This is a genomic window from Bacillus sp. ms-22, assembly GCF_009759805.1.
Taxonomy (GTDB): Bacteria; Bacillota; Bacilli; order Bacillales; family Bacillaceae; genus Bacillus; species Bacillus xiamenensis.
The window spans coordinates 1,553,215-1,579,647 of record NZ_CP046653.1 but is presented as its reverse complement, the minus strand read 5'-3'; the positions used below and the strand labels follow the sequence as shown (position 1 = coordinate 1,579,647).

Sequence of the window (26,433 nt, the reverse complement as noted above, 5' to 3'; positions counted from 1 at the left end):
TAGTTAGATAATTTCGTTCTCCGATAAGCTAACAAGTATTTTCGTCATGTTTGTTTTCGTAATCCTGCCGACAACTTCAAAGCCCTTATCCGTATCCTTTATGACAGGAAGTGCATCTATTTGCTTTTCAATCAAGTGCTTGGCCACATCCATAATGAAATCTTCCTTGCGGCAAACGGTGATGTTCGGCATTCTTGTCATAATAATGTGGACCGGTATAGATGGAAGCTCTTGTTTCCCAATACTTGCTCGAAGAAGGTCTTTCCTTGATAATACGCCTGTTAAAATAGAGTGATCGTCCACAACGAATAATGTGCCCACATCCTCTAAAAACATCGTACAAATCGCATCATAAACTGAAACATTCTCATGTATCACAACTGGAATGGATTGAAAATCTTTCACTTGGAGTTTTTTCAGCTTATCTGCTAGAAGCTGCGTGCCAGTTTTTCCTGTAAAAAAGTAGCCGACCCTTGGTCTTGCTTCTAGAAAGCCAGACATTGTTAAAATGGCCAAATCCGGTCTAAGGGTAGCCCTTGTTAAGTTCAGCCGATCGGCGATATGCTCTCCAGTGATCGGACCATTCTCTTTGACAATCTGTAAAATCTGCTCTTGCCGTTTATTTAACTCGATTGTACTCACCACCTTTAAATAGAGAGAGCGAATCTTGACTTTATGTATATCAAATTCATAACTCATCATATTATAGCGCATCTTCGTCCGAATGAAACAAAAATCCACTCAAAACCGTGAATTAAATGAGTAAAAAACGATTGCCCTTCGAAAAAGGCAACCGCTCTTAGGTATTTATTTTACAATTAAATTGTTCATGTTCGCAAATGATTGAATGACTTTTGCTAGTTTGACCATTTGCGCCAAACGATTTCGCTTCAGTTTTTCATCATCGGCGTGAACCATTGTATGATCGAAATAATCAACGATTGGTGCTTTTAATGTATCTAATGCCTCTAGTGCTAAGTTGTACTGTCCTTTTGCCATATGCTCCTTGACAGCTTTCTCCACTTGCTGATACGCCTCAAATAGCTTTTGTTCTTGTTCATTTTCAAACAGCTCAGGCTGAATCTCTGCGTCTTCCCCTTTTTTACTGATTGAAATGACGCGGCCTAATGCCTCAGCCGTTTCTTTGAAGCTTTCTTGTTTCACACGCTCTTCAAGTACAGCTGCTTTTTTCACAACCGCATAAGGCTCAATATTTTCAACATCAAGAACTGCATCGACCACATCATGACGGATATGCTCTGCTTGGAGAACATATTTCAAACGCTGCGTTAAAAATTCAATAAGGGCAGCTTCATGTTCTGTCTCTACTTGAGCCAGTGCTAAAAGTTCTTTGAATGAAATATTCCAATGGCGATCAAGCAGAATTTGGACGATACCGCTCGCTTGTCTTCTTAGTCCATAAGGATCTTGAGAACCCGTTGGAATGACATCTATTGAGAAGAATGAACAAATAGAATCTAGTTTATCCGCTACTGCGACAATTGCACCAATGAGAGTTGACGGCGCGTCGTCGCCCGCAAAACGCGGCATATAGTGTTCGTTGATACTCTTTGCCACTTCTTCATGTTCGCCAAGTGCTCTTGCATATTTCTCACCCATGATTCCTTGCAGTTCTGGGAATTCATAGACCATTTGAGTCACAAGGTCAAACTTAGAAATACTTGCTGCTCTTTTTACGCGCTTAGACGTTTCTTCATCTGCACCGACATGTTCTGCCAGGCGAACGGCAATGTCTGTCACTCTCTTCAGCTTGTCGCCAATCGTGCCAAGCTTCTCATGGAATACCACTTTATCAAGCTTTTTAATATTGTCTTCAATGACGAGCTTTTCGTCTTCTTTATAGAAAAATGCAGCATCTGATAAACGGGCACGCAGGACCTTTTCGTTTCCTCTTGCAACATTTTCAAGGGCCTCACTGTTTCCGTTTCTCACTGTAATGAAGTGCGGCAGTAATTCCCCTTGTTCATTTTTCACAGGGAAATAGCGCTGATGCTCCTTCATTGTCGTGACCAGCACTTCTTCTGGCAATGCCAGAAACTCTTCTTCAAAAGAGCCAGATAGAACGGTCGGGTATTCAACAAGGTCGTTGACTTCTTCTAAAAGCTCAGGATCAACTGGAATGACCCAGCCTTTCTCTGAAGAAAGGGCATTTAGCTGCTCCATAATTTTTTGTTTTCTTTTATCTGAATCAGCAATCACAAACTGGTCAAGTAACGTTTGCTCATAAGAAGAAGGAGAGTCGATGCTGGCTGTCGTACCAAGGAAGCGATGTCCTCTTGTCTTGCGGCCGCTTTTCACGCCTGCAATTTCGACAGGAATGACCTCTTGCCCGAATAAACAAACGAGCCATTTAATGGGACGGATATAGCGTAAATCATTGCTTCCCCATCTCATGTTCTTAGGGAAGCTCAATGAAGCAGCAATATCACCTAACGCTGGTAGAAGGTCTTTGACTTGCTTACCTTCTTGAAACTTTTGGACATGGACATAATCCACACCTTTGATTTCTTTGAAATAAAGATCAGCTGTAGATGCACCTTGTCCGCGGGCAAACCCTTCGGCCGCTTTCGTCCAATTGCCTTCAGCGTCTTGCGCAATCTTTTTAGCTGGCCCCTTCGCTTCTTCTTTGATGTCCTCTTGTTTTTCTGCGACACCTTTGACAAGAACAGCAAGACGTCTTGGTGAATTAAATAACGCCACATCTTCGAATGAAATACGCTGCGTTTCAAACCATGCTTTTACTTTTTCACCTAGCTGCTTTGTGCTTTCTGGCATGAAACGAGCCGGCATCTCTTCTAAGCCGATTTCGAGTAATACATCTTGTTTATTCATGAGAAGCCGCCTCCTCTTTTAACATAGGGAATCCAAGTTTTTCTCGTTCTTCGTAATATGTTTTGGCTACTTTTCTCGCTAACTGACGTACTCTTCCGATATAGCCTGTTCTCTCTGTTACTGAAATAGCACCTTTTGCATCAAGTAGGTTGAACGTATGGGAGCATTTGAGCACATAATCGTATGCTGGATGCACAAGCCCTTTGTCCATTTGGCTATGCGCTTCTTTTTCATACGTTGTAAATAAATCGAACAGCATATCCGTATTAGAGGTTTCAAATGTATAAACAGAATGCTCGTATTCAGCCATTAAGAATAAATCTCTTACAGTAAAACCCTCTGTCCATTCAAGGTCAAACACATTTTCTTTGTCCTGGATGTAAGAAGCAAGACGCTCAATACCGTATGTGATTTCAACGGAAACCGGCTTACATTCTAAACCACCTACTTGCTGAAAATACGTAAACTGTGTAATCTCCATGCCATCCAGCCAAACTTCCCAGCCAAGTCCTGCGCAGCCGAGAGATGGGTTTTCCCAGTTGTCTTCAACAAAACGAATATCATGTTTCAATGGGTCTATGCCAAGTGCCTTCAATGATTCAAGATACAGTTCTTGAATATTGTCAGGTGACGGCTTAATGATCACTTGAAATTGATGATGCTGATAAAGCCTGTTTGGATTTTCTCCATATCTGCCATCAGCCGGGCGTCTTGAAGGCTCTACATATGCCACCTTCCAAGGCTCTGGTCCGATGCTTCTGAGGAACGTGTATGGACTCATCGTTCCAGCACCTTTTTCTGTGTCATACGCCTGCATTAATACGCAGCCTTCATTTGACCAATGCTTTTGCAGCGTCAAAATCATGTCTTGAATATTCAATGATCGCACCTCCATCTTTTTTACACCATCCGCTATGTATGGCGGGTGGGGATTAGAACCTCTTAAGAGAACACAAAAACTCCCGTCTCTATGCTCACAAGGTTCCTTGCAAACATAGGGACGAGAGTTTTTCCCGCGGTTCCACCCTATTTGCTGGTGTCGTAGCATCCAGCCGCTTTGTTTTACGTTGCTCAAGAATGCCTTTCGTTACGTGTCCATCCTTAGCTTACACCGTCCTAAGGTCGCTTTTATGGATTATACGTAAGTACTTCTTTCTGTCAATGCAACATATTTGATCTTAGATGATCTTACAAAAAGTCATGGGAGATGTCAACTTTTGTTTTCGCCATCCATTAGCTTTCTCATGGATTCCATCTGATTCATGAATTTTTTTGATTTTAAATAAAGGCCTGAATACTCGTCATAGTAGTGATCGAGCACTTGACGTATTTCTTGTTTCGTCTGCGGTTTCACATCAACCTGACCAAGCCTTGATAAATCAAAATAATGAAACAAACGGAGGAGCCTTGCAGCTGCTGGAGATAAGGGCAGTTTATAGGGATCTTTAGAAAAGCAATGCTCACAGATGAATCCGTTATCTCTAATCGAGAAATGGAACTGTCCTTCTTTTTGACCGCAGTGTACACATTGATCAAGCTCAGGCTTCAGCCCTATCACTGATAACATTTTGACCTCTACGATAAATAAAATAATATCAGCATCTGTGCCTTCATTGAGATGGCGCAATGATTGAAGAAGGAGCTCAAACAAGTAAGGGTTGGACTTCTTTTCATCTGTTCCTTTATCGAGTAATTCTGTCATATATGCGGCATATGCGGTCAGAAATAAATCCTCCCGGATGGCCCGCATGCTTTCGATCATTTCACCTTGCTGGAGCGTTCCAAGTCCTGTTGATGATTGGATCAGGAAGGTTCCGTATAAAAACGGCTGGCTTATGGCTGACAGGCGGCTGTTAGCTTTTTTAGCCCCCCTTGCCATCACACCAATTTTCCCATGTTCTCTAGTGAGCAGCGTGACAATTTTGTTTGTTTCGCCATAATCTGTTGTTCTAAGGACGATTCCTTCAGTTTTAATGAGCATTTGTCTACACTCCGAGCGTTGGAGGGGGTCAAAAATTATAAGATTGGAAAATCAAGTCGTGCTACTATTTCTTCTTCAAGTACATCGGGTCTTTCCAGGTTCTCCTTTTCTAACTCTTTGAAAAGCAGATACGTGTCAACGCTTCCTGTTTGTGAAAATACGTTCCATGTAAAATTCAACATAAAAACCCCACCTTTCTTTATTAGAAGCAGCAACGCTACATCCAACATATTAATTTTATCTTGACCCGGCTACCTCCATTTCATGATAAACAATTTTTACTAATCGAACTGCACCATTGTCAGATTTCCCAACAAATACAGTGATGTTTAATATTCATCTTCTCTAAAACCAAAATCACGAAGGTGAGTGGATTTATTACGCCAGTCCTTCTGAACCTTTACCCAAAGCTCCAAGTACACTTTTGAACCTAGAAGTGCCTCAATGTCTCTGCGCGCTTTTTGTCCCACTTCTTTTAATAAACTGCCGCGTTTTCCAATGACGATCCCTTTTTGCGAATCACGTTCTACGACAATGGTCGCCGCAACATGAATCTTGCCATTTTCATCTGGCTTGATCGATTCAATCGCAACCGCAATACTGTGAGGAATTTCTTCTCTTGTTAAATGCAGCACTTTTTCACGAATTAATTCTGAAATAATAAACCGCTCTGGGTGATCTGTTACTTGATCTGCCGGATAAAATTGAGGGCCCTCTGGAAGATAACCTTCAATCTGCTGAAGGAGCGTGTCAATGTTGTTGCCTTCAAGAGCTGAAATTGGCACGATTTCCTTAAACGGGTAGCGTGTGCGGTATTCATCAATTAAAAGGAACAGTTCATCTGGGTGAATTTGATCAATTTTATTAACGACTAGAAACACCGGTGTAGATGTTTGTTTTAGTCGTTCAATGATGAATTCATCGCCTTTGCCATAGCCTTCCTGCGCGTTGATCATAAACAAGATCAGGTCGACTTCCTTCAGTGTATTTTGAGCCACCCTCATCATAAAATCACCTAGCTTATGCTTAGGTTTATGAATTCCTGGTGTATCAATAAAAATCGTTTGTGACGTGTTGGTTGTCAGGACACCTTGCACTTTGTTTCGTGTCGTTTGGGGCTTATCACTCATAATCGCAATCTTTTGTCCAATCACACGATTAAGAAAGGTTGATTTCCCTACATTTGGTCTGCCAATAATTGATACAAATCCTGATTTGAAGCTTTCGTTAGTCATTTAAATCCTCCGGTGAAAATGCGCCTGGCAATAGTTCGTTTACTGTTGTTTCGTATATATGTCCTTTTAAGTTCGTTAGAATCACTGGCATATCAGGTGCACATAGCTCTGAAATGACCTGTCTGCATGCGCCGCATGGTGAAACTGGCCGATCTGTATCAGCCACTACTGCAAGCATTTGAAAAGATGTGATGCCTTCTGAGTAGGCTTTAAAAAGTGCTGTTCTTTCCGCACAATTACACATACCATATGCCGCATTTTCAATGTTGCAACCGCCATACACTTTTCCGTCATTTGACAATAATGCTGCACCGACTTTGAATTTAGAATAGGGTACATATGCAAAATCTCTTGCTTTGATGGCTTCTGAAATCAACTCTTGTTTGTTCATTCTAGTTCCCACTTTCAGAAGAAATGGTACCACTGTCACATTTATATTTTACATAATTCACGTGACATTTTCACGCCCATTTCTAAAAATGTTAATAAATAGTAATATTGTTCTATTGCATGATCTTCGGTAAGAAGATGATTAACCCAATCATAACCGAAATTGCGGCGTAAACGCAAACAGCGCCTGCTGCTGCGTCCTTTGCTCTCTCCGCAAGCGGATGCTTTTCTTCTGTGCAAAGATCCACTGCATGTTCAATCGCTGTATTCACAAGTTCTAGCGCAAGCATCCCTCCGCATAATAGCAGAACGATCATCCATTCGTTCGGTTCAATGTGAAACCAAAAGCCGCAAATCACCACGATGGTGGCTGCGACTGTGTGAAATCGAAAATTCCGTTCATTCAAGAAAGTTCGCCATATTCCTTTAAATGCATAATAAAAACTCCGAAAAAAACGGACAAGCAGCGTTCGCTTCTTACGATGATCTCGAAAGCCCATAATCATCCAATATTTTTGTCTGTTTGGCGAACATTTCTTTTTCTTCTTCCTCTGTCATATGATCATAACCAAGCAAATGAAGAAAACCATGAATCGTTAAAAATCCAAGCTCTCTCATAAAGGAATGTCCATATTCCTCTGCCTGCTCTTTCGTTCGATCCACACTAATGATAATGTCACCAAGTACCGGCGGGATGTCATCTGCACCAATGATTTCAATTTCCCCTTCGCCTTCTTCCTCAAGTGCAAAGGAAATCACATCCGTTGGCGCATCCTTCCCTCGGTATTCTTTGTTGATTTGATGAATCTCTTCATTCGAAACGATTGAAACTGATACTTCCGCTTGATCTTTTACCCCAAGGGCATCCGCAGCAAATTGAAGAAGTTTTTCCACCTCTTCAAGCTGCTCTTTCGTTACTTGTCCTGTTTCATCTATTAAATCGATTAACAATGTCATTTACTTCACCTTCTGCTTCGGGGCATCTGGATATTCAATCCGAGAGTGGAAAATCCCCTTTAATGTTGTACAAATCGTTTGGCTGATAATATTTAATTCTTTAAATGTCAGATCACATTCACTGAATTGTCCATCCTGCATTTTATCTGAAATAATGCCTTTGACCAGCTTTTCAATCCGCTCTGGGTTTGGATTATGCATCGAGCGAACCGCCGCTTCCACGCTGTCAGCCACAGAAATAATGGCCGCTTCTTTTGATTGCGGTTTTGGACCAGGGTAGCGAAATTCTTCTTCTGTCACCTGATCATCCCGTTCTTTTGCCTTATAGTAGAAGAACTTCAGCAGCGACTTCCCGTGATGCTGTTCTGCAATATCAATCAGTTCCTCTGGAAACTTCTTTTCCCTCAGCATCTCAGCACCATCTGTCGTATGGGCAATAATAATATTTTTACTCAGCTGAGGAGAAAGTTTATCGTGCGGATTATCAATGTTCATTTGATTTTCAATAAAGTATTGCGGTCTTTTCGTTTTTCCAATGTCATGATAATAAGCGCCGACTCTTGCTAAAAGACCGTTTGCTCCGACTGCTTCACAAGCGGCATCCGCTAAATTCGCCACCATGACACTATGATGATATGTACCTGGCGTCTCTGTTAAAATCTTTTTGAGCAGCGGATGATTCGGATTCGATAATTCAATGAGTTTCATTGTCGAAAGAATGCCAAACATGCTCTCAAAAACCGGCATTAAGCCAATGACCAAAATAGCCGATGCAAACCCTGACACAGTTGCCATCACAAGATTCACACTAATTTCAAGCCCTGATGGAGAAGAATTTTGGATCAGCATAATGGATAGAACCACCAGCACATTCACCAATGCTACCAAAAGCCCTGCCTGTAAAATTTTCGATCTCGCATTATGTTTTCTCAAAAATAAAATTCCCGCCATCCCGCTCATGAGATAATAGGCGCAGATGACATAGTTAAAGACGCCGGTTACTCCTTGATTAAACATCATACTGCCGCAAAGAGCAAATACGAGACCGGAGAAGATCGCTAGCCGCTCATTAATGAGCAGTTTGATCAGCATCGTACCTAGCGCCACTGGCACGACATAGCCTATCGTCGTATACTTCGTTTCCTGGAAGAGGCTGAATACTTCCATGATGATTAAAATGATGGTGAAAATAAGCGAAAAAAGCAGTAACGATTTATTCTTATGGACAAGCGACTTTTTCCTCGTTTCAAGTGAGTGAGCAATCGCTGCTAAGAAGAGACCGATTAATATGATAAGACCGCTAATAGGCTTAACCAAATTGGAGCTGTTTAACAGACCAGTCAGTTCTAATTTGCGATAAACTTCACGGTCAATGAGTTCTCCTTCTTCCACTAAAATTTGCCCTTGTTTGATTTGAACCGGCTGAATGCTATCAGCTGCCTCTTGTCTTTTCTTCTCTGTTGCTACTGGGTCAAATACATAGTTAGGAATGATCGCAAATTCACCGATTTCTTTCGCCGCATTTAAATATTTTGACGGAATCGAATTATTTTCAAGCTCTGTTTTCACTTGTTTTTTCTCTTCTTGTAACTTAGCTGCCGTGATCTCTTTACTCATCAATGAATTGACCACTGTGATGATAGAATCCTTCGTAAATGAAAGGTTTTCGTCACTTGCTTGGAGCAGCGCTTTAATAGATTGATCTGAAACAGCTTCCTGCATATCGGTTGTAAGCTTTTCTTTTACACGCTTCACCATTTCTTGATCTGTCGGCGGGTTCTCTTTATCAGCAGCTGCTGCTTTCTTCTCTTCTTTAATCGCTTCAAAGAGGGATGAAATGAGGTCAACACGATTATCAGAATACGCTTTTTTGAGTGTATATTGATCTTCTACTTGATCCGTTGCTTCTTGTTTCTTTTCTTCTGTTGCTTCTTGATCATCAACGGTAGACGGAGAATAGATGGTCTGTTCGCTCACTGAAAACAAATCTAAGTCGAGCGATTCAGGCTTTACATGGAAGAAGAGCACCACAAACAGAATGGCTGCTAAACCAGCGTATAGCAGCACGTTTAAATAACGTGAGCGCTCCATTTTCTGAGGTTCTTTTTTAGACAGAAGTCTTTTGCGCTTACTGTCTTTCTGTTTCTTTCTCAAGGAAAGTACCTCCTTTTTTACTTTAAAACACGATCGAAACAAAATGACCCGATTAAGGCGATCGGGTCACTCAGTTCATTTTTGCTTTTCATATGCGCCAATGATCTTCGCCACAAGCGGGTGTCTGACCACATCTGTTTGGTCTAATTCAATGAATGAGATGCCCTTGATCTCTGCAAGCATGTCCCTTGCAGCCGCAAGGCCTGACTGGACGCCCTTTGGCAGATCAATTTGTGTAATATCTCCTGTAATGACCATTTTAGAGCCAAACCCTAATCTCGTCAAAAACATTTTCATTTGGGCTGGCGTTGTATTTTGGGCTTCATCTAAAATGACAAATGCATCATCGAGCGTCCGGCCCCTCATATAGGCGAGAGGTGCTACTTCAATGACACCGCGCTCGATTAATCGTTCCGTATGATCACTGCCAAGTACATCATGCAAAGCATCGTATAACGGTCTTAAATAAGGATCGACTTTTTCCTTTAAATCGCCTGGCAAAAAGCCAAGACTTTCTCCCGCTTCAACAGCTGGTCTTGTCAGGATAATCCGTTTCACATGACCATTTTTCAGCGCATGTACTGCGTTGACCACTGCCAAATACGTTTTACCTGTACCAGCGGGCCCAATCCCAAAGACGAGATCATCTTTTTTCATTGCCGCAGCATATTCACGCTGGCCGATCGTTTTAACTCTGATCGACTTTCCTTTGGCATTTTTCGTAATTTCATCTTCATACATATTTTCAAAATAATTGAGCTTGTCTTTTTGCGCCATTTTAATGGCATAGACGACATCCCGTTCAGAAATCTCAATGCCTTTACGGATGAGATGTAAGAGAGATGTAATCAAACGACTCGCTGTATCTCTTGATGCTTCCTGACCAGAAACATACACCTTTTCTCCACGAGTAATAATGGAGACATTCAGCTCGTTTTCCATCAGTTTCAGATAAGCATCTTGATTGCCAAATAAAGCAATGGCTTCGTTTGGGCTATCCAATTTTTGTTGAATCTCAAGTAAATGTTCTGTCATTCTCTAGTCTCCCTGAACAATAGGTGTTGGTTGAACAATATCTTCTATTACTTGGTAAAGGATGATTAACTTAACTTTACCATTCCCTGTTGTCTCGTGCAAAACTTTTTCACTTTTTACCTCACCTGTTTGACCTAGCTTCTCTTCTAATTCTTTTTTACCCATTTTAATCCCTGCTTGAACCGCTTCTTTATTTGTGTATGTTCGATTTATTTTTTCACTTTCACGTGTGATTTCCTTTTCATAGGAGAACGGCAGCTGAACATTTAAGAAATGAATCGGATGAACTTCCGTTTCTGTTTTTGGCTGCTGAAAATCATCTTTTTTAAAGGAGAATCCCCAAAATGGGATGGAACCTCCGAATAAGGAGAGCTTGTGCTTTGTCTTCATTTTACCCGTAAAGACGTCAAAAGATGTTTGAAGAGGGACAGAAACTTCAGAACGGTACCATGTTTCACCATAGATTTTCGCTTTAGCTCCTACCTTTTTTTTCTGATCTTCACTTCCAATCAAACCAGAGACGAGCATCTGCCCTTTTTTCACATGCTCATCGACCTGGGCAAGCGGCTCGCCTTTTTCTACATACATCCTCGTGATGACTGCTTTTTTCTTGGCGACGATGTGCTGAGGACTCGTATATTTCTCCTTTTCCGGCTCATTTTTTTCGACCACTTTCATTTGAAACGTCGTTCCGTTCAATTCAACCCCGACCCATGTAATACTTTGAATGTTGGTCGTCAGTGATTTTTGTATTTTTTCAGGTGTCCCCATAAGAAACTGAAAACGTCCTTTTTGTACCCCAATTTCGTCTAGGTGCTTTCTCATTTGATGTTCTGTCTCTGGATTCGCACCTTTAATCTCAATTTTCCACACCATATTTGAAAGAGCCAATATCGTCACTAGGAAAAAAACCATCCCAAGGGTAAATCCGATATTTCTTCTCGACCATAGGAGAAGAAACGGAAACCCCTTCTTTTGATGAAATGAACATTTCACTTCATGGTGTCTGCGCACTTTTCTAAAGGCATGTACATCTGACAGGCGAATAAATAAGCGCACGCTGTCTTGACGGCGGCTCACTTGAAAAATTGTGATCCCCTGTCTCGTGCACTCATTTATGAGGCGCTCAATGCCGCTTCCTTTCATCTCCACTTCCACTCTGCCAATAAAATAGGCAAACCATTTATTCTTCACGCTTCTCCCCTCCGTCAGTTAAGAATCAATATAACGGACCTCATCGATTTTCCCTTCCAATAAGATCTCTTCTGGCAAAATCGTTTTTATCACAAAGTCTTTTCCTGAAATCATGCATTGACCTTGCTTGAGCATAAGCCTTACCTCTTGATCACTGAAAAGTAAAAGCCCTTTATGGTTCTCTATGTAAATGTGAAGTCTGCCAACCATCGTAATACGGGGTAGATCCATCATGACGTCCGGAGGGATTTCGAGTGTTCTTGTCAGCCATGCTTTAAGTCGATTTTTTCTTTTTCCCATTCAATAAGAACCCCTTCCCACCTCATGTGTATGAGATCAAACTGAAAGATGGTGAGACTGATGAGAAAGCCTCTATATCATCCTATTCCCCAGCGGTTCATATCATGCTAATGAATCCGTAAAACAGCCAGTTCATCATATCGCTTGTGAAAAATGACCATCAGGACACAAAAAACCCCCCTTTAGTGAAAGGGGGGTTAGACTGTTGACAGAGGGCTAAAATGAACTTGATTTTAGCCCTTTGTCGTCTTTTCAGCGTGATAGAGAACCTTTGCAGTCTAGGAAGGACGAGCACCTGAGCGCGAGCCTGACAAAGAAAGCAAGGGCTTTTCTTTCTTTATCTTTGATAAGGCCGTTTCATCGTTCGATGCGGCTTTTTCGCACGCGGCTCTCCAAATACTTCACCAAGGATCATCCCTTGAACTACTGTATCTTGGTTGAGCTTCTCAATGATTTTCGGCTTCACTTCAGCAGATGCTGCCTTTGGCCTTTTAAGCTGCCTTTCAAGCGATTGGAATTCTCGATTCAGCTCGCTTTTTCTTTCTTCCATTTTGGCAAGTGTATCCGTATAGCGGTCTTGTAAGGACTGTGATGTTTTTTTCTTCATCCCGCCATGATCATGTACATCGCCAAAATCGTCTAGCTGGTCCGTCACGACTGGATCTGGACTTGTTTGTTCTGCTTGTCTTTCGGGCATCGGCTTACGCTGAGGAGCAGGCTTGTTTTGCCTGCTTTTTTCCTCATTCTCCTCTTGTTTGCCGATTTTTCCAAAGACCGCAGAGATGATACCGATAATAATCGCGATTAGTAGCGGATTTTCAAATAGAATGTCCAATGGGCTCCCTCCTTAAGGCGTGAGAGGATGCTTATTTGTTTTCATTATCAGATGGACCTTTTGTCATTTTGCCAAATGAATCTCTCATATCTGTATCAGCATCGATATTTTTAATGTTCATGTAGTCCATGACACCGATATTGCCTTCACGTAGTGCTTCAGCCATTGCAAGTGGTACTTCAGCCTCTGCTTCTACTACTTTCGCGCGCATTTCTTCAACTCTCGCACGCATTTCTTGTTCTTGTGCAACAGCCATTGCGCGGCGTTCTTCTGCTTTCGCCTGGGCAATGTTTTTGTCGGCTTCTGCTTGGTCTGTCTGCAGAATTGCCCCGATGTTCTTGCCGATATCCACATCTGCGATATCAATCGAGAGGATTTCAAATGCAGTACCTGAATCTAGTCCTTTACCAAGAACAGTTTGAGAAATCATATCAGGGTTTTCGAGAACCTTTTTATGATTATCTGATGAACCGATTGTAGAGACAATCCCTTCACCTACACGTGCAATAATGGTTTCTTCCCCTGCACCACCGACAAGCCTGTCAATGTTTGCACGAACTGTAATACGTGCTTTTGCTTTTACTTCAATCCCGTCCATCGCAACACCAGAGATAAATGGTGTTTCAATGACCTTAGGGTTTACACTCATTTGTACCGCTTCAAGAACATCACGGCCTGCTAGGTCGATTGCTGCACAGCGTGCAAAGTTCAACTCGATATTCGCACGTTGAGCTGCGATCAAAGCATTTACAACACGGTCAACGTTACCACCTGCAAGATAGTGGCTCTCTAACTGGTTAATCGTCGCATCAAGACCTGCTTTATGTGCCTTGATCAGCGGGTTCACCACTCGGTTTGGTATAACGCGGCGAAGTCTCATTCCTACAAGTGTAAAAATGCTTACTCTTACGCCAGCCGCTAGGGCAGAAATCCACAGCATCACCGGTACAAAGGTGAAGAAGATCGATAGAACGATCAAACCTGCTGCGATAATCACAAATAATAGTAAAGTAGATGGATCCATTTTATTCCTCCTATAAAATCAGTATATCTATACTTTCCTCACGACAATGCGTGAGCCTTCCGCTTTGATAATTTTTACTTGTTCATCCTTGTCGATAAATGCACCTTCTGACACAACATCAATGCGCTCATCACCGAGTACAATCGTACCAGATGGACGAAGTGCTGTAGCTGTCACTGCGATTTGTCCCACAAGATCTTCTCTTGTTTCATTTGAGACATAACCACTTTCTTTATTGGTTGAATCGGTTAAAATGAACTTTTTGAAAAATTTCATACGTTTCCCCAACACCTTTGTCAATAATATAACTGCTATGATTGAAACAGCAGTGGCAATCAAGATGGAAATCGTCATTTCTGTAAAGCTCCCAGCTGCTAAAAACAAGCTGACAACGACACAGATTAGTCCAATGACACCTACGATTCCCCCTGGCAAAAATAATTCCAAAATAATGAGCACAATCCCAGCTAAAAACAGGAACAACGTCTCATATCCTGCAAAACCTGCCACAAGATGACCATAAAAGAATAGAAGAAGCGCCGTGATCCCCATCGTACCTGGGACCCCAAAGCCGGGAGAATACAGCTCAACAATTAACCCTAAGCTTGCGATGGATAAAAGGATGGGAATGACGATTGGGTGCGTGAAAAAACGCGCAACCTTTTCAGCAAAGCTCACTTCATCGTATTGAACAGAAGCATCTCCTAAGTTCAGCTTCTGAAGCAAGTCATCCAGATTTTTCGCTTCACCTTCTGCATAGCCGAACTGAAGCGCTCGATCTGTATTGAAGGTGAGCAATTCTCCTTTAGGTGCACCGGCTTCTTTTGCGTCTATATCTACATCTGCCATCGCAAGAGCATATTTTGGATCACGCCCCTGCTTCTCAGCAGCATCACTCATTTCAGCAAGCCATAGAGATTCAGACTTTTGATCGGCAGCATTGCCTTCTCCATCAATGATCGCAGCAGCCCCCATCTTTCCGTTTGGGGTCATATAAATTTGATCGGCATTTAGGGCAAGGAAAGCCCCGGCTGAAAGCGCTCTATGATTGATAAACGCTGTCACTGGGATATCGGACGCACGAATGGTATCTGCGATCTCAAGAGCCGCATCAACTGCACCACCTGGCGTATTGATGTCAAGAATAATATGTTTCGCCCGCTCCGACTTTGCTTGCTCAAATGATCGTTCAATGAATTTAGAAAGTCCTTTTTCTACTGTATCTTCAATTGGGATGACATGAACTTTCTGTTCTGCTGATTTCGCGGTCAATTGAACCCCTAATAACAAGCATATTATAAAACAACTGAAGAGAGCAATAGAAATTTTTATTTTTTTCATCTATTTGGTGATCCCCCCTCTCTTTCTTCCATTTTACCGTTCCTTTACATACGTTACAAATGTATCATAGGTTTCATTTTTATATGACAGAATGATGAGGGCATAAAAAAAGTACCCTTCTAGTGTTAGAAGGATACTTTTTTATTGAGACAGCTGCTCGCTGACAAGTCTGTTAATGACAGCACCATCAGCTTTACCTTTTACCTTTGGCATAATAGCGCTCATGACTTTACCCATATCAGCTTTCGATGAAGCACCTGTTTCAGCAATTGTTTCTTTCACAACCGCCTGTAGTTCTTCTTCAGAAAGCTGTTCAGGTAAATAAACGTCTAAAATGTCAATCTCTTTTTGAACTTTATCTACTAAATCTAAGCGATTAGCTTTCGAAAATTCATGGAGGGAGTCTTTACGTTGCTTAATCTCGCGGGAAAGGACGGTTAGTTCCTCATCGCCGGTCAAACTGTCTTTCTTAAGCTTAATTGCTTCATTTTGGAGCGAAGCCTTTACCATACGAATGACAACAAGCTTGTCTTTCTCACGGTTTTTCATAAAAAGCTTCATATCAGAATTTAATTGCTCAAGAAGACTCATAAAATCCACCCTCTTTAGAATTTACGTTTTCTAGCAGCTTCAGACTTTTTCTTACGCTTTACGCTAGGCTTTTCATAAAATTCACGCTTTCTTGCTTCTTGCAATGTTCCAGTTTTGGATACACTGCGTTTAAAGCGACGAAGAGCATCTTCAAGCGATTCGTTTTTTCTAACGACCGTTTTTGACATTCTCTTTCCCTCCCTCCGAATACACCAATCGACTGCATTAAAAAAAGATATACATGCAAACATGTACCTAGACATTATAATATAAGCCTAGTGTGAGGTCAACTAAGTGATTTGGAAATATATTTTCGTCATGAGCAGGTAGACAAGTCCATATATTCATTCGTAAGAGGAGGACTTTTCTATGATGACGATCATTTATTTTTGTGCACTTATTTTCATTTTTTTATGGTCAATGGGTTTGCTAAGAAAAGGGTTAATGGCGCTCGCATCGTCCCGTATTGAGAAATCACTTCTTCTCTTTACAGATCACCCTGTGAAAGCTTTTTTGGTTAGTATTGTGTTTACAGGGGTTCTTCAAAGCAGTTCGGCGTTTATGGTGATCGTCATCGGCTTTGTGAGTACAGGCATTCTCACGTTTAAAAAATCCATTCCAATGATTCTTGGAACCAATATCGGATCAACGTTTACAACAGAGTTTATTGCCATTAAGATGGACGTGTTCATGTGGGTTTTGATTGCAGCCGGTCTTGTATGTATTATTTTTGGCCGAAGACCCTTTCAGTATGCAGGAAAAAGTCTATTTGGCCTTGGAATGATCTTCTTTTGCATTCAAGGCTTTTCAAAAATTGCAGGTATGATGACCAGCCAGCCAGAAACATTGCGTTTTCTTGAAATGATGCAGCACTCTGACTGGACAGCGCTCCTTTCTGGTACGGTGTTCACAGCCATTGTTCATTCAAGCTCGGTTTGCATTGGTATTTTGATGGGGTTTATGAATGAAGGGACTGTAGCTCTAAAGGAAGGCATCAGCTTTGTGTTAGGGTCGAATATTGGGACATGTATTACTGCTGTGATGGCTGCAATATCTGGCGGCTATGCGGCACGCCAAACTGCCTATGCCCACGTCGTGTTTAATGTGCTTGGGGTTCTATTATGTCTCCCGTTTCTCGCCCTTATCACAGAGTTCGTTGCCCTTCTGGCGAGCTCTCCATCACAGCAGATTGCACACTTTAGTCTGCTGTTTAATGTCGCAAGTTCTCTCCTTTTCTTCCCGTTCATCCGTCCTTTTCACGCCCTGATTTTGTTCCTTTTGCCTGCCCGGTCAACATAAAAAAGAAACCGGCTTGCCTAACGGCTGCCGGTTTTTCATCTATTATGAGGTCATTCTGACTTGATCTGTCTGCACGTCATCACTGATGCGGACGAATTGTCCTTCGTTATAAGGATAGCCCGCTTTCGTAATTTTCACTTTCACCAAACGGCCGATCATATCCTCTGTGCCTTCAAATACGACCTTCATGTAGTTATCAGTATAACCTACATAAAGATTGTGCTTTCCGTCTTGTTCTTTGAAGGATTCTTCTGGAATGATTTCTAAGACGTCTCCTTCATAAGCCGACGCATACTCTTTTGCAAGCTGGTCAGATAGAGCGATTAAGCGGTGAACGCGTTCGTTTTTCACATTTTCATCCACTTGATCTTCCATTCTTGCAGCTGGCGTACCTGTACGTTTGCTGTAAGGGAACACGTGAAGTTCAGAGAATTGATGGTCTTTGACAAAATTGTATGTTTCCATAAATTCTTCTTCTGTTTCTCCAGGGAATCCAACGATCACATCTGAAGTGACAGCAAGACCTGGCAGTGCTTTTTTGAGCTTGGTTAAACGCTCTGCAAAGAATTCCATCGTGTATTTACGGCGCATTCTTTTCAGGACCGTATTAGAGCCAGATTGAAGTGGAATGTGCAGGTGTCTGACAATTTTATCTGACTGATCTAGCACTTCAATCACTTCGTCTGTAATTTGACTTGCTTCAATGGATGAAATACGGATTCGTTTTAAACCGGCGACACGTTCGTCTAATTCTTTTAGAAGCTTAGCAAAGTTATAATCCTTTAGATCTTCTCCGTATCCGCCAGTATGAATGCCAGTTAACACAATTTCTTTATAGCCGGCATCTACAAGCTGCTGCGCTTGATTGATGACTTCTTCAGGATCACGAGAACGAAGAAGTCCGCGCGCCCAAGGGATGATGCAGAATGTACAGAAATTGTTGCAGCCTTCTTGGATTTTTAATGAAGCACGCGTTCTGTCCGTAAAGGCAGGAACATCTAGTTCTTCAAACACTCGTGCTTTCATAATATTACCAACCCCATTAATCGGCTGTCTTTCTCTACGGTATTCTTCAATATACCCTAATAATTTATGTCTGTCTTGTGTTCCAACCACAATATCAACACCAGGAATCGCCATGATTTCTGCTGGAGATGTTTGCGCATAACAGCCTGTGACACAAATGACACCATCTGGGTTATGACGGATGGCTCTTCTAATGACTTGGCGGCTTTTCTTATCGCCTGTATTCGTGACGGTACATGTATTAATGACATATACGTCTGCCTTTGATTCATAATCTTTTCTTTCATAGCCAGCTTCTTTAAACAGCTGCCAGATGGCTTCTGTTTCATAGTGATTGACCTTACAGCCAAGTGTATGGAACGCTACTGTTCCCATCATGATTCACCTCTTAATAACTCTGTTTGATAAGATATAGCAGAAAGCGCATATAAAGGAGCTGTTTCTGTTCTTAAAATGCGTGGTCCGAGCCCGCAAATGACTGCACCAATCGCTTCAAGTTCTTCAATCTCCTTTTCTGCTAAACCGCCTTCTGGACCAAAAACCACTAATAAGGTTTGTCCGCCTTTCATCTGTTGGAGCACAGATTGAAATCGGCTTTGCTCTCCTTCTTTCGATGATTCTTCGTATGCAACGACACATTTATCGAATTCACCCGCCAGTTGAATCAGCTCTTTAAACGTTGATACTGGGTGAACATGAGGAATGAGATTTCGGTAGGACTGCTCGGCTGCTTCTTTCGCAATTTTCTCCCAGCGCTCTCGTTTTTTACGCGACTTTTTTTGATCAAGCTTTGTAATCGAACGCGCTGCTTGGAATGGAATAAAAGCACTTGCACCAAGCTCTGTACCTTTTTGGATAATCAGCTCAAGCTTATCTCCTTTCGGGAGACCACTTGCAATCGTCACCCTGACCGGAAGTTCTCTATTCTGATTCGTCCAGTCTTCAAGGTGACAAATGACTTCTTCCTTTGTTATTGTATCAATTTTACTGAGCGCTTCAAAGCCGTCTGTCGTTAAACAAAGGATATCCTCTCCTGCTTTCATCCGCATGACGTTCGCAAGGTGATGTACATCTTCACCTTTTATGACGATGGCTCCCTTTGTCATCACTTCTTCTTTCGTGAGGTCGATAAAATATCGTTGCATACGTGTCCTGACACCTACTCGCTTTATTTTTTCGCAATGATGCTGACCCAATCTTCCATGGACAGCACTTCAACAATCTCAAAACCTGCTTCTTCTAAAGCCGTCTTGACTTGTAATTTCTTTTGTCCGATGATGCCTGATGTAATGAAGTAACCATCTTTCTTCAATAGGTCGTACGCTTGATCTGTAAAGCGCAAGATGACTTCTGCAAGAATGTTGGCAACGATCACATCACGTTCACCTGAAATGCCATCAAGTAAGTTGTTTTGTTTCACCGTTACTTGCTCACTCACACCATTTAATGCAATGTTTTGCTTTGCACTTTCCACTGCAACGGTGTCGAGATCAAATGCATAAATGTCCTTTGCACCAAGCATCGCTGCGGCAACACTTAAAATGCCCGATCCTGTTCCAACATCAATCACGGTATCGTTTTCCTTTACATAGCGTTCCAGCGCCTGAATGCAAAGGACTGTTGTCGGATGTGTACCTGTTCCAAATGCCATACCAGGGTCCATTTCAATAATCAATTCATCAGAATGAACGGGTGTATACTCTTCCCACGTTGGAACGATGGTGAACTTTTCAGAGATTTTCACAGGATGATAGTATTTCTTCCATGCAGTCGCCCATTCTTCCTCGTTTACTTCACAAGTAGACAGCGTGTTTCGTCCAAGGTCGATATCGTATAGAAGAAGGTTGTTGATGGCTTCTTTGATCTCATCTACCGTTTCCATCAAAAAGCTATTCATCGGAAGATAGGCTTTCACAATGACTCCTTCGTCAGGATAATCATTCGGATCGAGCTGGTAGATCTCACCGTATACATTTTCACGTTCCTTGACTAAATCAAGCGGGTCCTCAATCACGACACCACTTGCACCTGCTTCATGCAAAATATTGGTGATTGGTTCCACCGCTTCATTTGTTGTATGGACGCTAATTTCTGACCACTTCAATACTACCAACTCCTTATCCGTCTTACTCGCCTTTAAATGCGCGTTTCACCTTATCGAAGAAGCTCATTTCTTGTTCGTCCGGTTTATTTCCGCTCACTTCAGCAAATTTTCTCAAGATATCTTTTTGATTTTCAGTTAAATTCGTCGGTGTAACGACGCGTACAACAATATGCTGATCACCTTGACCATAGCCGCGTACATTTTTTACACCTTTTCCTTTTAGTCTAAACTTTGTACCCGTTTGAGTACCAGCAGGAACTTTTAATTTTACTTTTCCGTGTAATGTCGGCACTTCAATTTCGTCACCTAGTGCGGCCTGCGCAAAGGTGAGCGGCATTTCGCAGTAGATGTCGTCTCCATCACGCTCGAAGAATTCATGCGTCCGTACATGGAACACAACAAATAGATCGCCTGGAGGTCCTCCATTTACACCTGGTTCACCTTGACCAGATACTCTAAGCTGCTGACCATCATCAACACCTGCCGGGATTGTCACGTTAATCTTCTTACGCTTACGTACTTTACCTGACCCGCCGCATGTTGAACACTTATGATCAATTTGTTTTCCAGTTCCGCTACAGTAGTTACATACTCTGCGGTTGACTACTTTACCAAATGGAGTGGATTGCTCAACATTTAGTTGACCTGATCCGCCGCAATGTGAGCATGTCTTCGCCTCTGTTCCAGGTTTTGCACCTGATCCATGACAGGTTTCACACGTTTCTTCACGAGGAATTTCGATCGTTGCTTCTTTTCCAAATGCCGCTTCTTCAAATGAAAGGGTCATTGTATATTGAAGATCCGCTCCTTGACGCGGTGCATTCGGATCTCTTCTTCTGGCTCCGCCGCCAAAAATACTAGAGAAGATATCATCAAAACCACCGAAGCCGCCAAAGTCTCCACCGCCGCCAAAGCCGCCACCTCCAAAGCCTTGGTTTGGATCGGTATGACCGAACTGGTCATATTGCGCACGTTTTTGGTCGTCAGAAAGGGTTTCATAGGCTTCTTTTACTTCTTTGAATTTCTCATCTGAGCCAGCTTCTTTATTAATATCAGGGTGATACTTTTTTGAAAGCTTGCGGTATGCCTTTTTGATTTCGTCCTTTGAGGCGCTCTTACTCACGCCAAGCACTTCATAGTAATCACGCTTACTCATCTCTTCACACTCCCGATTTTCTCACATAAATACGATTGTATCATTTTGATTTGACCTTTTTCAATTCATTTTCATCGTTGAAAAGAAAAAAGTCAAAGCCAAGAGATCCTGACTTTGACTTTCTGACGAGTACGTTTCAGCAGTCTTATTCAAAAGTAAAGGTGATTATTTTTTCTCTTGATCGTCGTTTACTTCTTCGTATTCTGCATCCACTACATTGTCATCTGCTTTTTGAGCACCTTCAGCGCCTTCTTGCTGAGCTTGTGCTTGTTTTGCAGCTTCTTCATAGAGCTTTGTCGTTAATTCTTGAACGATTGTTTGCAGCTCATCTTTCTTCGCTTTGATGTCTTCTAGCTCGCCTTTTTCAATCGCAGCTTTCAGCGCATCTTTTGCATCATTTGCTTTTTTGACTTGCTCTTCATCGATTTTGCCTTCAAGATCTTTTAATGTTTTTTCTGTCGTAAACACTAATTGATCTGCTTCATTGCGCACTTCGATTTCTTCTTTTTTCTTTGCATCTGCTTCAGCATTTTCTTCTGCTTCTTTGATCATTTTTTCGATCTCTTCATCAGAAAGACCTGAAGAAGATTTGATGGTAATGTTTTGTTCTTTTCCAGTACCCATATCTTTTGCACGTACGTTTACGATACCGTTTTTGTCGATATCAAATGATACTTCGATTTGTGGTACGCCGCGTGGTGCTGGCGGAATATCAGTCAATTGGAAACGACCTAATGTTTTGTTATCAGCTGCCATTGGACGCTCACCTTGCAGGACGTGAATGTCTACAGCTGTTTGGTTGTCAGCAGCAGTTGAGAACACCTGAGATTTACTTGTTGGAATGGTTGTATTCCGTTCAATCAGCTTCGTGAAGACGCCGCCCATTGTTTCAATTCCTAGAGAAAGTGGTGTTACGTCAAGAAGGACAACGTCTTTGACATCTCCTGTGATGACTCCACCTTGAATTGCCGCACCAAGTGCAACCACTTCATCAGGGTTTACGCCTTTATGAGGCTCTTTGCCTGTTTCTTTTTTGATCGCTTCTTGTACTGCCGGGATACGAGTTGATCCACCAACAAGGATGACTTTATCAATCTCGCTAGCAGACAGACCAGCATCTTTAAGTGCTTGACGTACAGGTGTCATTGTGCGTTCAACTAGTTCAGAAGAAAGCTCTTCGAATTTAGCACGAGTTAACGTTAATTCAAGGTGAAGAGGCCCTGCTTCTCCTGCTGTGATAAATGGCAGTGAAATTTGTGTAGATGATACACCTGAAAGATCTTTTTTCGCTTTTTCAGCAGCATCTTTTAGACGCTGAAGCGCCATTTTATCTTTAGAAAGGTCAATGCCATTCTCTTTTTTGAATTCAGCGACTAGGTGATCAATGATGACTTGGTCAAAATCGTCTCCACCTAGACGGTTGTCCCCAGCAGTTGAGCGTACTTCAAAGACGCCGTCTCCAAGCTCAAGGATTGACACGTCAAATGTACCGCCGCCAAGGTCGTATACAAGAATCGTTTGATCTTCTTCTGTTTTATCTAATCCATAAGCAAGTGCAGCTGCTGTTGGTTCGTTGATGATACGTTCTACTTCAAGACCCGCAATTTTACCAGCATCTTTTGTTGCTTGGCGTTCTGCATCGTTGAAGTAAGCAGGAACTGTGATAACAGCTTTTGTTACTTCTTCGCCAAGATAGGCTTCAGCGTAAGATTTAAGGTGTTGAAGAATGATGGCAGAGATTTCCTGCGGTGTATATTTCTTGCCTTCAACTTCTACTTTATAATCTGTACCCATATGTCTTTTAATAGACATGATCGTGTTCGGGTTTGTAATTGATTGACGTTTTGCTACTTCACCTACTTGGCGCTCTCCATTTTTAAAAGCGACAACAGATGGTGTTGTACGTGCTCCTTCAGCGTTTGCTATCACTTTTGGCTCGCCGCCTTCAAGTACTGCAACACATGAGTTTGTTGTTCCTAAGTCAATCCCAATGATTTTACTCATATTCAATGACCTCCCATTATGTAGTTATTGATTTACTTTTACCATTGATGGACGAATGACTCGGTCTTTGAGTTTATAGCCCTTTTGCAATTCTTCTACAACGATATTTGAATCGTAGTTTTCATCTTCAACTTGCATGACGGCTTGATGAAGGTTTGGATCGAACTCTTTGCCGACAGCTTCAATTGGTTCAACGCCTTCGTTTTTCAGCGCTTCTACCAGCTGGCGGTAAACCATTTTCATCCCTTCTAACAAACTTTTCGTTTGCTCATTGTCTGGATCAATTCCAAGCGCTCTTTCAAAGTTGTCAAGAGCCGGGAGAAGATCACTGACAACATGTTGAGATCGATATTTTTGCACGGTCTCCATTTCAGTTCGAGTACGGCGTTTATAGTTTTCGAAATCTGCTTGAACACGCAGAATTTTGTTTTCTTTTTCATCTAGAAGCTGCTGCAATTCATCAATTTTCTCTTGGAAGGCAGACTGTTCATCATGCTTTACTTCCTCAGTATCTGCTTGAACTGCTTCTTCTTGTGCTTCAACTTCTGCTTCTTGCTCAGGTGTCTGTTTTTCTTCTGACATTGTGTTCACCTCCCTCAAAAGATTCAAGAATACGAAGGGGCTGCGCCCCCGCCTTTTATCACCCTAATCATCATACAAATTGGAAAGTGCGTTTGACAAGTCTTTTGATACATGATGCAAAAGACTGACGACCCGGCCATAATCCATGCGGGTAGGACCGATGACAGCAATGGAGCCAAGTGGTTTTTGATCGATTGAATAAGTTGCCGTGATTAAACTGCAATTCTCCATTGCTTCCAAATTGTTTTCTGAACCGATTTTAATGGTGATTCCTTGCTCATTTGGATGAAACAGCTGCATGACATCATTCTTCTGTTCAATCAGCATCATGAGTGAACGAATGCGGTCAATGTCATGAAATTCTGGCTGATTCAACATATTAATCTTCCCGCCAAAGAATAGTTTTGATTCATTTTGCGTTGAAGTAAATGTGCTTTCAAGTGCATCTAAAATATGATCATAGTTTTTTAAATGCGTACGAAGCAGCATCACCACTTCTTTATACATCCTGTCCTTCAGCTGATCCATCGGAACCCCTGCTAGGCGGCTGTTTAAAATATTCATCAGCTTCTCGATATCTGAGACGTCAAGATGCTCAGAGAAGGTAATGGTTTTGTTTTCAACATGTCCGCTGTCTGTAATCATAATCGCCACAGCTTTGTTAGGCTGGACGGGGACAAGCTGAATTTGCTTTAATCGATTTTCACTTAGCTTTGGACCAAGCACGATCGATGTGTAGTTTGTGAGATCTGATAAAATTTCCGCCGATTTTTGAACTGTTTTTTCCAGCTCAAAAATTTTCTCCTGAAACACTGACTGGATGAGCACAAGCTCTTTAGGTGACAGCTTTCGCGGAGAGAGCAAATGATCTACATAATAACGATATCCTTTTTCGGAAGGAATTCTTCCTGATGAAGAATGGGTCTTTTCAATAAAACCAAGTTCCTCCAAATCAGCCATTTCGTTTCTAATCGTCGCAGAGCTGAATGTGATGTCTTCCTTTTTAGAAAGCGTTCTTGATCCAACTGGCTGCGCCGAACGAATAAAGTCATTAATGATGACTTGCAGAATCAAAAGCTGACGATTTGTTAACATCATCATCACCCCTGTTAGCACTCTCTTTCAACGAGTGCTAATTGTATAAACAAAATTACCAAACTCAAATTAAAATGTCAATTATAACTCACCGAGAAACGCTTGAAAAACTTCATTTCCTAATAATTTTCCTTTTCTTGTTAAACGAATGCCCATTTCATCCTGTTCAATGAGCCCTTTTTCTGCTAATTCTTCAAGAACAGAGGAAAAGAGCGTTTCTGGAGTGTCTCCATATTTTGCTTGGAAATGAGCGCTTTTCACGCCTTCAATTTTCCGTAAGCCTAAAAACATTTCTTCTTCGATCTGTTCTGCTTTTGTGACTTGATGTGTTTCTTTATATGGGAAGCCTGTTTGTTCAATCAGTTCCAAATAATGTTTCACTGGTCCAGCGTTCACATTACGGACGCCATCTACATAGCCGTGCGCTCCTGCACCAAAACCGAAGTAATCATCATTGCTCCAATAGGTGAGGTTATGCTGACTTTCAAAGCCCGGTTTGGCGTAATTGCTAATTTCATATTGTTTGAGCCCGTGACGCTCCATTTCATCCATGACCAGCTCGTACATTTCAGCCTCACGTTCTTGCGGAGGTAAATGCAGTTTCCCTTTTTGCATCAGATTGTAAAAAACCGTCTTCGGCTCGACAATCAGTGAATAGACAGAATAGTGCTCTGCACCTAATGAAAAAGCCGTCTCAAGTGAATTCATGACATGATGTTTTTCTTGATGAGGCAAACCGAACATGAGGTCGAGACTAATGTTGTCAAATCCAACCGCTCTTGCTCGTTCGAAAGACGTGAGGACATCTTTCTTTTGATGAACCCGTCCGATTTTTTTGAGCAGATCGTCTTCAAATGTTTGTACACCAAAGCTCAACCGATTGACACCTGCTGATTTTAGCACATGCAGTTTCTCAAGCGATAGTTCGTCTGGGTTTGCTTCTACTGCAAATTCGATCAGGTTTTTAGTCGGTTTTAATACGCGGTGAATGCTGTCCATAAGCTGATCTAGCTGGCTGATTGTCAGTGATGTCGGAGTTCCTCCGCCAATAAAGATCGTTTTAAGTTCTTGCTCTCCTTTTTGATCGATCGTGTGCTGCATCTCTTTTTCAAGTGCGGCTAAGTATTCATCGACCGGCTGGGTTTTAATGAAAAATTTATTGAAATCACAATAGTGACAAATATGCTCACAAAATGGAATGTGAATGTAAGCTGCTTTCATTTGATGACACCTTCTTTACAGGTAAAGAGCCGCAGTTTATCGCTGCGGCACCTTTG

The 26,433-nt window shown here is 41.9% G+C and carries 27 protein-coding genes and 1 other annotated feature; of the genes, 1 reads left to right on the top strand and 26 read right to left on the bottom strand.

All coding sequences use genetic code 11. From position 1 onward, the window contains the following. Positions 1-3 precede the first annotated feature (3 nt). From GPA07_RS08220 to rpsU, 18 genes are all read right to left on the bottom strand, one after another. Positions 4-642: a transcriptional regulator CcpN gene (locus tag GPA07_RS08220; RefSeq protein ID WP_024423017.1), complete on the bottom strand. Its 639-nt coding sequence runs from the start codon at positions 640-642 to the stop codon at positions 4-6. 165 nt (positions 643-807) lie between these two features. Beyond that, a complete protein-coding gene (glyS, locus tag GPA07_RS08215) occupies positions 808-2,853 on the bottom strand; it encodes a glycine--tRNA ligase subunit beta (protein WP_157292324.1) in 2,046 nt (681 codons plus the stop codon). After that, positions 2,846-3,733, bottom strand: coding sequence for a glycine--tRNA ligase subunit alpha (gene glyQ / locus GPA07_RS08210; protein WP_142155518.1), 888 nt, complete (start codon positions 3,731-3,733; stop codon positions 2,846-2,848). Before glyQ ends, glyS begins: the two co-directional genes overlap by 8 nt. A 113-nt stretch (positions 3,734-3,846) precedes the next feature. Further along, positions 3,847-4,024 (bottom strand) — a binding site (T-box leader). 39 nt (positions 4,025-4,063) lie between these two features. After that, on the bottom strand, positions 4,064-4,834 hold the full coding sequence (recO, locus tag GPA07_RS08205) for a DNA repair protein RecO (RefSeq protein WP_157292323.1): 771 nt from the start codon (positions 4,832-4,834) through the stop codon (positions 4,064-4,066). A gap of 35 nt (positions 4,835-4,869) precedes the next feature. Next, on the bottom strand, positions 4,870-5,016 hold the full coding sequence (locus tag GPA07_RS08200) for a YqzL family protein (RefSeq protein WP_008356266.1): 147 nt from the start codon (positions 5,014-5,016) through the stop codon (positions 4,870-4,872). A gap of 147 nt (positions 5,017-5,163) precedes the next feature. Then, positions 5,164-6,069: a GTPase Era gene (gene era, locus GPA07_RS08195; RefSeq protein WP_007501305.1), complete on the bottom strand. Its 906-nt coding sequence runs from the start codon at positions 6,067-6,069 to the stop codon at positions 5,164-5,166. Then, positions 6,062-6,460, bottom strand: a complete 399-nt coding sequence (locus tag GPA07_RS08190) for a cytidine deaminase (protein WP_008356263.1) — start codon at positions 6,458-6,460, stop codon at positions 6,062-6,064. The genes era and GPA07_RS08190 overlap by 8 nt, the downstream gene beginning before the upstream one ends. A gap of 112 nt (positions 6,461-6,572) precedes the next feature. Further along, positions 6,573-6,959, bottom strand: a complete 387-nt coding sequence (locus GPA07_RS08185) for a diacylglycerol kinase family protein (protein ID WP_157292322.1) — start codon at positions 6,957-6,959, stop codon at positions 6,573-6,575. Further along, complete coding sequence (gene ybeY / locus GPA07_RS08180; protein ID WP_008356260.1) at positions 6,937-7,416, bottom strand: rRNA maturation RNase YbeY; 480 nt, start codon at positions 7,414-7,416, stop codon at positions 6,937-6,939. Before ybeY ends, GPA07_RS08185 begins: the two co-directional genes overlap by 23 nt. Then, complete coding sequence (locus GPA07_RS08175) at positions 7,417-9,531, bottom strand: HD family phosphohydrolase (RefSeq protein WP_406566827.1); 2,115 nt, start codon at positions 9,529-9,531, stop codon at positions 7,417-7,419. Between the two features lie 114 nt (positions 9,532-9,645). After that, positions 9,646-10,605, bottom strand: a complete 960-nt coding sequence (locus tag GPA07_RS08170; protein ID WP_157292321.1) for a PhoH family protein — start codon at positions 10,603-10,605, stop codon at positions 9,646-9,648. Between the two features lie 3 nt (positions 10,606-10,608). Next, positions 10,609-11,799: a sporulation protein YqfD gene (yqfD, locus tag GPA07_RS08165; protein WP_157292320.1), complete on the bottom strand. Its 1,191-nt coding sequence runs from the start codon at positions 11,797-11,799 to the stop codon at positions 10,609-10,611. 18 nt (positions 11,800-11,817) lie between these two features. Further along, positions 11,818-12,099, bottom strand: a complete 282-nt coding sequence (gene yqfC, locus GPA07_RS08160) for a sporulation protein YqfC (RefSeq protein ID WP_008356251.1) — start codon at positions 12,097-12,099, stop codon at positions 11,818-11,820. A gap of 337 nt (positions 12,100-12,436) precedes the next feature. Continuing rightward, a complete protein-coding gene (locus GPA07_RS08155) occupies positions 12,437-12,934 on the bottom strand; it encodes a hypothetical protein (protein ID WP_071168911.1) in 498 nt (165 codons plus the stop codon). A 31-nt stretch (positions 12,935-12,965) separates the two neighbouring features. After that, positions 12,966-13,958, bottom strand: a complete 993-nt coding sequence (floA, locus tag GPA07_RS08150) for a flotillin-like protein FloA (RefSeq protein WP_007501317.1) — start codon at positions 13,956-13,958, stop codon at positions 12,966-12,968. Between the two features lie 27 nt (positions 13,959-13,985). After that, on the bottom strand, positions 13,986-15,299 hold the full coding sequence (locus tag GPA07_RS08145) for an NfeD family protein (protein WP_157292319.1): 1,314 nt from the start codon (positions 15,297-15,299) through the stop codon (positions 13,986-13,988). 141 nt (positions 15,300-15,440) lie between these two features. Continuing rightward, positions 15,441-15,890 carry a GatB/YqeY domain-containing protein gene (locus tag GPA07_RS08140; protein ID WP_008356243.1) on the bottom strand — a complete coding sequence of 150 codons (450 nt, stop codon included), beginning with the start codon at positions 15,888-15,890 and terminating at the stop codon, positions 15,441-15,443. A gap of 14 nt (positions 15,891-15,904) precedes the next feature. Further along, a complete protein-coding gene (rpsU, locus tag GPA07_RS08135) occupies positions 15,905-16,078 on the bottom strand; it encodes a 30S ribosomal protein S21 (RefSeq protein ID WP_003152957.1) in 174 nt (57 codons plus the stop codon). Between the two features lie 181 nt (positions 16,079-16,259). On the opposite strand from rpsU, the gene GPA07_RS08130 reads away from it, so the two are divergent. Beyond that, positions 16,260-17,189, top strand: coding sequence for a Na/Pi symporter (locus GPA07_RS08130; RefSeq protein ID WP_157292318.1), 930 nt, complete (start codon positions 16,260-16,262; stop codon positions 17,187-17,189). A 42-nt stretch (positions 17,190-17,231) separates the two neighbouring features. Here GPA07_RS08130 and mtaB read toward each other — a convergent pair whose 3' ends face one another. The 8 genes from mtaB to hemW form a co-directional block, all read right to left on the bottom strand. After that, on the bottom strand, positions 17,232-18,590 hold the full coding sequence (mtaB, locus tag GPA07_RS08125; protein ID WP_008356240.1) for a tRNA (N(6)-L-threonylcarbamoyladenosine(37)-C(2))-methylthiotransferase MtaB: 1,359 nt from the start codon (positions 18,588-18,590) through the stop codon (positions 17,232-17,234). Continuing rightward, positions 18,590-19,360, bottom strand: a complete 771-nt coding sequence (locus GPA07_RS08120; RefSeq protein WP_008356238.1) for a 16S rRNA (uracil(1498)-N(3))-methyltransferase — start codon at positions 19,358-19,360, stop codon at positions 18,590-18,592. Before GPA07_RS08120 ends, mtaB begins: the two co-directional genes overlap by 1 nt. A 23-nt stretch (positions 19,361-19,383) precedes the next feature. Further along, a complete protein-coding gene (prmA, locus tag GPA07_RS08115; protein ID WP_071168908.1) occupies positions 19,384-20,319 on the bottom strand; it encodes a 50S ribosomal protein L11 methyltransferase in 936 nt (311 codons plus the stop codon). A gap of 22 nt (positions 20,320-20,341) precedes the next feature. Then, entirely contained in the window at positions 20,342-21,475 is a 1,134-nt protein-coding gene (gene dnaJ, locus GPA07_RS08110; RefSeq protein ID WP_071168907.1) for a molecular chaperone DnaJ, read from the bottom strand. A 165-nt stretch (positions 21,476-21,640) separates the two neighbouring features. After that, entirely contained in the window at positions 21,641-23,479 is a 1,839-nt protein-coding gene (gene dnaK / locus GPA07_RS08105) for a molecular chaperone DnaK (RefSeq protein ID WP_071168906.1), read from the bottom strand. 24 nt (positions 23,480-23,503) lie between these two features. After that, a complete protein-coding gene (gene grpE, locus GPA07_RS08100; protein WP_008356231.1) occupies positions 23,504-24,061 on the bottom strand; it encodes a nucleotide exchange factor GrpE in 558 nt (185 codons plus the stop codon). A gap of 63 nt (positions 24,062-24,124) precedes the next feature. After that, positions 24,125-25,156 (bottom strand): heat-inducible transcriptional repressor HrcA, encoded by a 1,032-nt coding sequence (hrcA, locus tag GPA07_RS08095; RefSeq protein ID WP_008356229.1) that lies wholly within the window; start codon positions 25,154-25,156, stop codon positions 24,125-24,127. A gap of 81 nt (positions 25,157-25,237) precedes the next feature. After that, complete coding sequence (hemW, locus tag GPA07_RS08090; RefSeq protein WP_008356227.1) at positions 25,238-26,377, bottom strand: radical SAM family heme chaperone HemW; 1,140 nt, start codon at positions 26,375-26,377, stop codon at positions 25,238-25,240. Positions 26,378-26,433: the final 56 nt, after the last annotated feature.